Below are 8,800 nucleotides of genomic sequence, written 5' to 3'. Positions count from 1 at the left end.
ATTTTCATTAAGGAACCCTATACACTATATTACACCATCAAAACCTTATCATATACATTACTATAAACAAATTTTAATGCTTTACCCTGCATAAAATAGGCTAACCTCTTGAACTTTTTATTTTCTTAGATGGTTAATTTAAGCTTATATATATTTGAATTATTATTGTACATTAAATCCTGAAGATTTAACTTTTGATAATATTTCATCGAAGTTTTCTGTTCTAACCCTTACTACAATTTCTTTAACTTCTGTTTTACTCTTTGGATCTACAACAACAAAACTTATTATGTCACCTTTATTTTCAGTAATTATCTTAGATAATTTTGATATTTGCCCAGGAATATCATGTGCTATAATAGCTAAACGGTGTCCTTTATTTAATCCAAATAGCTCAGTAAATTGATGGAATATCCCATAAGGAGTTGCTATACCCTTAAAATCTCCACGGTCATCTACAACGGCTATAAATGAAACATTTCTAGTTTCTAAAAAGTGTGCTGCTTCTTCAACTTGTTCCAATGGCTTTATTATTGGTACATCAGTTCTCATAACATTTTCTACTAAAAAGTCAGAAAGTAAACATTCTCTTTCTATGGACTTTTCATAATAATAAGTGTATATTCTTTCTTTTGATATAACTCCAATAAATTTATCTTCTTCTGCAACTGGAATTGATAAAAACTTATGCTTTTCCATGATTTCTAATGCCTCACCTATTGTCATCTTAGGTGTAACTGTTATAAGTTTATCTCTTGTCAACATTAAATTACTTACAAACATTATTTATCCCTCCTTATATTAAGGTCCTCATGAATATTATATCTCAATTATTAGAATTTTTAAATATTTCATAAGCATTTTTATCGTTATGATATATAATTATAATAAATGTTCATTAATTAGTACCCTCTATGATAATATATTTATATAAGTTTAGATTTTTTACATAAATATAGTTTGATTTGAGTAAATATTTAATATAGGATATGGCATCTCTCGATTATTATTTTCTTTTAGATGCCTAAGTGGGGTTGGTTTATGAAAATTAGTTTAAATAAAATAGTTCATGCACTTTCAATTGCTCTTGATTTAGCTATGGCTAATTCCGATATGGGATTAAAACTCATGGAAGATATAGATAGTAATAATAGCACTAAGTCTAAATTTTCTCATCATTCTAATCGAACAACTTATATTTCATTAAGAATAGCTAAACAATTACAGTTAAATGATGAATCATATAAAAATTTATATATATCAGCTATACTCCATGATATTGGATGTCAAGGTATTTTTGATAAAGCTCATACCTTTAAAGAATGTATAAAAGAGCACTGCATTGAGGGTTCTAATATGATATTAAAGATCCCTATGTTTATTCATATGTATGATATTATTTTATATCATCATGAAAATTATGATGGTAGTGGAGCAATGAAACTGAAAAATTATTTAACTCCTATTGAAAGTCAAATAATACGACTAGCAGACTCTATAGAAATTTTATATGATGAATCTATACCTTTTTATATGCAGAAAGATAAAATAATAGAATATGTTAAGAAAAATGAAGGAATAATTTTTTCTCCTGAAATAGTAAAGGCATTTTTGGAGATATGTCCTGCTGAAAGTTTTTGGCTAGATATTAACAATACACCTTTCTTTCCTTTTATATTACAAGATCTTTTACCTAAAGATATTACCTATGTTACTTTAGAAGAATTTGAATATATAGCAGATATTTTTGCTTCTATAATAGACAATAAAAGCTCTTTTACCGCAAGTCATTCTAGAGGTATTGCAAACCTTGCTTATGAGGTTTCAAAGCACATTGGGTATAGTGATTCTAAGTGCTTAAAAATGAAAATTGCAGGACTTTTACACGATATAGGAAAGCTTGCCATTCCCAATGATATTTTAGATAAAAATACCTCACTAACTAATGAGGAGTTTTCAATTATTAAATCTCATACCTATTACACAAAACTAATATTGGATAGAATTGAAGAAATATCTGATATATGTGACTGGGCTTGTAACCATCATGAAAAACTTAACGGCGAAGGGTATCCTAGAAAATTAAAAGCTGAAGAAATCTCTGAAGAAGCTAGAATAATAGGAGTTTGTGACATTTATCAGGCTTTAACAGAGGATAGGCCTTATAGAAAAGGAATGTATATGTATGAGGCGTTTGGTATACTAGATGATATGGCTAACAATGGATTTATATGCGAAACAGCAGTTAAGTATATGAAAGATGCTTTAATTACTAATGCCCAAAAAAATTCTGCTAATATGTATTCAAAAAATAATTAATTATTTTTTCAAGACATTTTAATAAATATTTATTTTTAGTTATAGTTTACAACTGCTATGGCAATACTTTCTCTATTGCCTTTTCTTTTTATTGCTTTTGGGCTAAAATATTAAATGAGGTGAACTTAATGGAATTTATCGTTAATACTATAGAAGAGACAGAAGGACTAGGTGTTCAAATAGGTAAACTTTGCAATAGTGGAGATGTTATCTGCCTTATAGGTGATCTTGGCACAGGTAAAACTCACTTAACGAAAGGCATTGCAAAGGGATTAGATATACAGGATAACATTACAAGTCCTACATTTAATATAGTTAATGAATATGATAATGGGAGATTAAAATTTTACCATTTTGATGTTTATAGAGTTAATGATCCTGACGAAATTGCAGCCATTGGCTTTGATGAATATATTTTTGGTGATGGAGTTAGTGTTATTGAATGGGCAAATTATATTGAAGAATTAATCCCTGAAGATAGCTTAACAATTGTTTTAGAAAAAATTCCACAGTTAGGCTCTTGCTGTAGAAGAGTCACTATAAATTATACTGGTTTAAGATATGACTATATAAAGGAGTTAACACTATGAGAATTTTAAGCTTAGATTGTGCAACAGAATGTGCTACTGTAGCTATATTAGAAGATGATAAATTAATTGGAGAAATAAATTTCAATTATAAAAAACAACATTCTGTAATTCTTATGCCAATGATAGACGAGGTTTTAAAAAATGCATCGTTAAATATAAATGATATAGATGGATTTGTAGTTTCTAAAGGCCCTGGCTCTTTTACTGGGCTTAGAGTTGGTATGGCTACTATTAAAGGGTTGGTTCAAGCTTCTAAGAAACCTTTTATAAGTGTTTCTACACTGGATGGTTTAGCAAATAACCTATTCTATGCTAATGGACTTATATGCCCTATTATGGATGCTTTAAGAGGAAATGTATATACTGCCCTATACAAATTCCAAGATAACAATCTTATATCATTAACTGAACCTATGGTAATTTCTCTTGATGAACTTATAAATACTTTAAAAGAAAAAAATGAATCTATATATTTCATCGGTGATGGAACTTATAAATTTAAAGAAAAACTTTCTAATGAATTAGAAAATATTAATTTTGCTCCATCCCATCTAAATTTAGCAAGAGCAGCTTCTTTAGGGCAAATAGGTATAAAATATTTAAATGATGGAATACAAGATGATATATATGCTACTGCTCCAATTTATTTAAGACTTTCTCAAGCAGAAAGAGAGTATGAGGAGAAAATGAAACGTAATGGATAGTCTTTATACTGAATTAATGAGCACTGAAACTACTAAATATGTCCAAGAAATATCATCACTAAGCTTTCCTATTTCTTGGAGTTTAGAATCTATCGAAAAAGAATTAACTAATAAATTTGCTCGTTATGTAACTTTAAAAAATAATGATAAGGTTATTGGCTTTGGCGGAATGTGGGTTATTTTTGAGGAAGCACATATAACTAATATAGCTCTTCATCCAGAATATAGAGGAATGGGCTATAGCCATATAATTCTTGATAGTCTTGAAGCTATATGTAAAAAGGAAGGTGTAACTGCTATGACCTTAGAAGTTAGAGCTTCAAATATAGCAGCACAAAAGCTTTATGAGCATCATGGATTCAAAGTTGAAGGAATTAGAAAAGGTTATTACGAAGATAATAAAGAAGATGGACTTATAATGTGGAAGAGAAATATTTAAAGAATCGTGAATAATTATCACGATTTTTTATTTTATATTAAAACAGTTATAAATTTTTCATTAAGAAGTCTTGCAATAAAGTCATACATCTATTTTACAATACATAAAAAGCTAGGATAAAATCCTAGCTTATTTTTCTATCTAATTTTTTACTCATAGGTTCTACTTTAAATATTGATACAGAAACTCTTTTGTATAATATAAATGTAAGTGCCGAAACCATTACTGCTTTTATTCCATTGAATGGTAATATTCCATACATTACATATTTTATCAGTTCATCTTGTGGCATACCTGGCATATATAGTGGAATTAAGAAAAATACATTTACAAGTACTCCTACTATCTCCATAGATATAAGCCCTACAACCATTGAAATTAGCGCTGTTTTTATAGTTTTATTCTTATGATAAATATATGCTGCTGGACAAACTAATGAAACTCCAATTAAAAAATTTGCTAATTCTCCAACTAATCCAGTACTAGTTCCTTTTAGTATTATTATTAATACATTCTTAAGAGCTTCTATTATTACCCCTGCTAACGGTCCAAAAGCAAATGCTCCCATTAACGCCGGTACATCACTAAAATCTATCTTAAGCCATGGGAATGCCGGTAATACCGGAAAATCAAAGTACATAAGTATAAAAGCAATTGCTGATAATAATGAAAGTTTAATCATCTTATCTAGTGCAAATTTTTTTTTCATTTCAAATACCTCCTAAATTTATACAACTTCTAGGAATCGTATAAAAATCAAAAAACCTGACATATAAAAATACGTCAGGGCAGAATAATCCTTACACAATCTTCTTTCATCCAGACTATACTGTCGGCTTCGGAGTTTCACCGAATCAGCCTCTCGGCTCGCGGGCTTTACCGCCGGTGGGGACTTACACCCCGCCCTGAAGAGTATCAAAATATTTTTTTCACAATCTTATTATATACCAAAATTAAAAATTCCTCAATAGAATAATGATAATTAGTTATAATTATTTGAATATTTATTTAGATTTCCCCATAATTTAGATACAATATTATATACGTAATTACCTCCTCTAGCATCTAAACATGAGAGGATTATAGAGCTTATCACAGCTTATGGGAGGTGATTTAATCTGTAATATCATCCTTTGTATCATGGTTCTTTTAATAACTTCAATAACTACAATAAATCTATCTACTCTATAAATACTTTAACTGTACNNATTCCTAACTTATTATATTTTGAAGATATTTTAATTAAATCTTCTATATACAATAAAAAATTGGTATTATTCTCAAGAACCATTTTGCCTTCTTTAAAAAAGGTTATACATTCATAGCACACTCTAATATCATATTTTGAATCAACATATATATGTTCAAGTACACTACCATGACCAAAATTTGCATAGTTTCCTTTTTTAGCTAAACTTATTACTTCCTCAAAATCATCACATTCTCTTATAGGATTTAGAACTTCTTTTTTTAATTCATCTTCTAAATTATAGAATTGAAATTGAGCTTTTAAAAAATCTTCTATGTTTTCTATTAGAACTTTCTCTTTTAATACATATAGTATGATTTTTTCTGATTCTTTTTTATTATACAAACTCATATCAATTTTTTCGTCTAATGCTCTTAGAACTTTATCAACTTCTAAATTGCTACCTTCAAAATCTGGTTTGTAAATTATAATATTATAACAAATTCCACCTTGCAAATATGCTCCCATACTAACGCCTTCCTCATTTCTATAATTAGACATCTTCAGCAAAATATTTGTTCTATATTTAACTAGTTATTTCAGATGGCCTATTATTTTTTATAAATTTAAACCTTCTAATAAATTCTCTTTTTACATAACAAAATATAAATTACTACTTTTAAATGATGAAATCAATATTGAAATTTGTCTATTTTAACTCAATTATCTTCTTAATTTCCTATTTAGATTTATCAAAGTCTATTTCCGTAAATTTATATTTATTTTTAATATATTACTCGATTATTCGTCATTTTTTTCTTTAAAACTAAAGATTGATAATATAAAAATTTTAAATCTATGTAAATAATTTTAAATCTATGTAAACATCTATATTGTATGGTAAATTTAAGAAAATAATTCAGATAGAAAATTTTTCAATTATTTTTATATTAAACCAGGAAAATTTAAATAAGACTTATAATAAAANNTTTTATTATAAGTCTTATTTAAGTATTTATTTCTTCATTACTTTCTCATAGATAGTGATATTCTTTTTCTTTTTTCATCTACTTCTAGTATTCTAACTTCCACTATATCTCCTACTTTAACTACATCTAGTGGATGTTTTACAAACTTATCACTTAATTGACTTATGTGTACTAATCCATCTTGATGTACTCCTATATCTACAAAAGCACCGAAGTCTGATACATTTCTTACTGTGCCCATAAGTATCATTTCAGGTTTCAGTTGAGACATTTCAATTACTCCACTTTTAAATATTGGTTTTGGAAGTTCCTCTCTTGGATCACGACCTGGCTTTTTAATTTCTTTTATTATATCTTTTAATGTAGGAACCCCTACTTCTATTTGTTCTGCTAAAGATTCTTCACCTATAGCTTTAACTTTTTCATCTATATCATTTAGCTTAAATTGTTTTAATTCTTCCTTGCTATACCCTAAAATATCTAACAATTTTTTTGCTGCTTTATAACTTTCTGGGTGAACAGATGTATTATCAAGTGGCTCCTTACTTTCCATAACTCTTAAGAAACCAGCACATTGTTCAAAAGCCTTAGCACCTAATCTTTTCACTTTTAAAAGCTCTTTTCTATTTTCAAACTTACCATTTTCTTCTCTATAGGCTACTATATTTTGTGCAATGGTAGAGTTTACTCCTGAAATATAAGATAATAGTGAAGGTGTAGCTATATTTAAATCTACGCCTACGGTATTAACACAATCTTCAACTACGCCCTTTAATGATTCATCTAATTTTTTAGGTGTTACATCATGTTGATATTGCCCTACCCCTATAGATTTAGGATCAATTTTAACTAGTTCTGCCAAAGGATCCTGAAGTCTTCTTCCTATAGATATAGCACCTCTTACAGTTACATCTAAATTAGGATATTCCTTAGTAGCAAGCTCTGAAGCGGAATATACTGAAGCACCTGCTTCTGAAACCACTACATAGTATATATCTTTTCCCTTCTCTTCTTTTACTTCCTTTATAACTTGTGCTAAAACCTCTTCTGATTCTCTACTAGCGGTACCATTTCCTAGTGAAATAACATCTACATCATATTTTATAGCCATTTCTTTAAGGATTTTTATAGATTTTTTAATATTATCTTCACTAGCTGCGGTAGCATAAACAGTAACATTGTCCAAAAATTTTCCCGTCTCATCCAATATTGCTATCTTACAGCCTGTTCTGAATCCTGGGTCATATCCCATAACAGTTTTTCCTTTTATAGGTGAAATCATAAGTAGAGATTTTAAATTTGCTTTAAATATATCTATAGCACCATTCTCGCCTTTATCTGTAAGTTCTGAACGAATTTCTCTTTCTATTGAAGGATATATTAATCTCTTTAAACTATCCTCTACAGACTTTTCTACAAACTCATCAGTTATACTATTGTTTTTTAAAGTCTGTCTTTTTAAGTATTCTATAATCTTATCTATATCGCAGCTTATTTTAGCAGAAAGTATTTTTTCTTTTTCTCCTCTGTTAATTGCAAGTATTCTATGAGAAGGAATAGATTTTACAGCCTCACTATATTCATAGTACATTTCATAAGGTGTAGTCTCTTCACTACCTCCTTTAGTTTCAATAATACCTTGATTAAAAACTAAAGTTCTTATATACTTTCTATACTCAGCTACATCAGAAATCTTTTCACTTATAATGTCCATAGCACCATTTAGTGCATCTTCTATAGCGTTTACGCCTTTTTCTTCATTTATGAACTCGCTAGCTAAAGCTTCTATATCTCCTTTAAATTCACCTTCAAATATAGCTTCTGCTAATGGAGTTAATCCTTTTTCTACTGCAATAGTAGCTCTTGTTCTCTTTTTAGGCTTATATGGCCTATAAATATCTTCAATTTCTGTTAATGTTTCAGCTTTTATAAGAGATGTCTTTATTTCTTCTGTAAGCTTTCCTTGTTCATCTATAAGCCTTATAACATCTTCTTTTCTTTCTTCTAAATTTCTAAGATAACTAAGTCTTTCTGAAAAGCTTCTTAGAACTATATCGTCAAGACCTCCTGTTCTCTCTTTTCTATATCTAGCTATAAAAGGAACAGTGTTGCCTTCATCTAACATTTCTATAACATTATCAACTTGACTTCTACTTAACCCAAATTCTTTTATAATTTTTTCATTAATACAGTTCATTCATTTACCTCCATCATTAATTCTTTAAAAAACCACTAGCATAATTCACAACTTAATTTAATTCACAGTTCACAATGCACAATTCACAATTATGAATATTTCTCAGCATTAACCTTCCACCCCTGGGGTGCAGTGAGATATGGACCTGTATCTGCAGTATTAAACTATATTTTAATTATACTGCTTATCTCCATAATACTAGTGTAAGACCATTAATTTTCTTCCGAACTATACTGCACCCCANNGGCTTCACTACTGTTCCCCAGGTGGTGGATAACCAACGAACAGTGTTCGCCACACAACTAGCAACTGCATTACTAGTTTAAAACACATTTTAGAAATTATTTTACCTAAAAATAATTTCTTCCTTAAT

At 28.8% G+C, this 8,800-nt stretch carries 7 protein-coding genes and 1 riboswitch; of the genes, 4 read left to right on the top strand and 3 right to left on the bottom strand.

What is annotated here, in order from left to right; translation table 11 throughout:
• Positions 1-162 precede the first annotated feature (162 nt).
• Positions 163-783 (bottom strand): CBS domain-containing protein, encoded by a 621-nt coding sequence (locus B2W91_RS11710; protein WP_291581074.1) that lies wholly within the window; start codon positions 781-783, stop codon positions 163-165.
• 258 nt (positions 784-1,041) lie between these two features.
• Between B2W91_RS11710 and B2W91_RS11705 the strand changes: the two genes are divergently transcribed.
• The 4 genes from B2W91_RS11705 (at position 1,042) to rimI (ending at position 4,052) form a co-directional block, all read left to right on the top strand.
• The gene (locus B2W91_RS11705; RefSeq protein ID WP_291581071.1) at positions 1,042-2,319 is read left to right on the top strand and encodes an HD-GYP domain-containing protein; all 1,278 of its coding nucleotides are present in this window, start codon (positions 1,042-1,044) and stop codon (positions 2,317-2,319) included.
• A gap of 128 nt (positions 2,320-2,447) precedes the next feature.
• The gene (gene tsaE, locus B2W91_RS11700) at positions 2,448-2,909 is read left to right on the top strand and encodes a tRNA (adenosine(37)-N6)-threonylcarbamoyltransferase complex ATPase subunit type 1 TsaE (RefSeq protein WP_291581068.1); all 462 of its coding nucleotides are present in this window, start codon (positions 2,448-2,450) and stop codon (positions 2,907-2,909) included.
• Entirely contained in the window at positions 2,906-3,613 is a 708-nt protein-coding gene (gene tsaB / locus B2W91_RS11695; RefSeq protein ID WP_291581064.1) for a tRNA (adenosine(37)-N6)-threonylcarbamoyltransferase complex dimerization subunit type 1 TsaB, read from the top strand. Before tsaE ends, tsaB begins: the two co-directional genes overlap by 4 nt.
• The gene (gene rimI / locus B2W91_RS11690; RefSeq protein ID WP_291581061.1) at positions 3,606-4,052 is read left to right on the top strand and encodes a ribosomal protein S18-alanine N-acetyltransferase; all 447 of its coding nucleotides are present in this window, start codon (positions 3,606-3,608) and stop codon (positions 4,050-4,052) included. Before tsaB ends, rimI begins: the two co-directional genes overlap by 8 nt.
• Positions 4,053-4,176: 124 nt before the next feature.
• Here the strand turns inward: rimI and B2W91_RS11685 are convergent, their stop codons facing one another.
• Positions 4,177-4,761 carry an ECF transporter S component gene (locus B2W91_RS11685; RefSeq protein ID WP_291581060.1) on the bottom strand — a complete coding sequence of 195 codons (585 nt, stop codon included), beginning with the start codon at positions 4,759-4,761 and terminating at the stop codon, positions 4,177-4,179.
• Between the two features lie 94 nt (positions 4,762-4,855).
• Positions 4,856-4,969, bottom strand: a riboswitch (FMN riboswitch).
• A 1,298-nt stretch (positions 4,970-6,267) separates the two neighbouring features.
• Positions 6,268-8,427 (bottom strand): Tex family protein, encoded by a 2,160-nt coding sequence (locus B2W91_RS11680; RefSeq protein WP_291581058.1) that lies wholly within the window; start codon positions 8,425-8,427, stop codon positions 6,268-6,270.
• Between the last annotated feature and the right edge of the window lie 373 nt (positions 8,428-8,800).

Origin of the sequence: Clostridium sp. UBA6640, from assembly GCF_002455975.1 — a bacterium.
GTDB lineage: Bacteria > Bacillota > Clostridia > Clostridiales > Clostridiaceae > Clostridium_J.
Note: the sequence above shows the minus strand (reverse complement) of the source record. Positions and strands in the feature narration are given on the sequence as shown.

Coding starts and splice junctions, on each gene's coding strand:
- B2W91_RS11680 (WP_291581058.1), bottom strand. CDS start 8,427: ATGAACTGTATTAATGAAAAAATTATAAAAGAATTTGGGTTAAGTAGA.
- B2W91_RS11685 (WP_291581060.1), bottom strand. CDS start 4,761: ATGAAAAAAAAATTTGCACTAGATAAGATGATTAAACTTTCATTATTA.
- B2W91_RS11710 (WP_291581074.1), bottom strand. CDS start 783: ATGTTTGTAAGTAATTTAATGTTGACAAGAGATAAACTTATAACAGTT.
- B2W91_RS11705 (WP_291581071.1), top strand. CDS start 1,042: ATGAAAATTAGTTTAAATAAAATAGTTCATGCACTTTCAATTGCTCTT.
- tsaE (WP_291581068.1), top strand. CDS start 2,448: ATGGAATTTATCGTTAATACTATAGAAGAGACAGAAGGACTAGGTGTT.
- rimI (WP_291581061.1), top strand. CDS start 3,606: ATGGATAGTCTTTATACTGAATTAATGAGCACTGAAACTACTAAATAT.
- tsaB (WP_291581064.1), top strand. CDS start 2,906: ATGAGAATTTTAAGCTTAGATTGTGCAACAGAATGTGCTACTGTAGCT.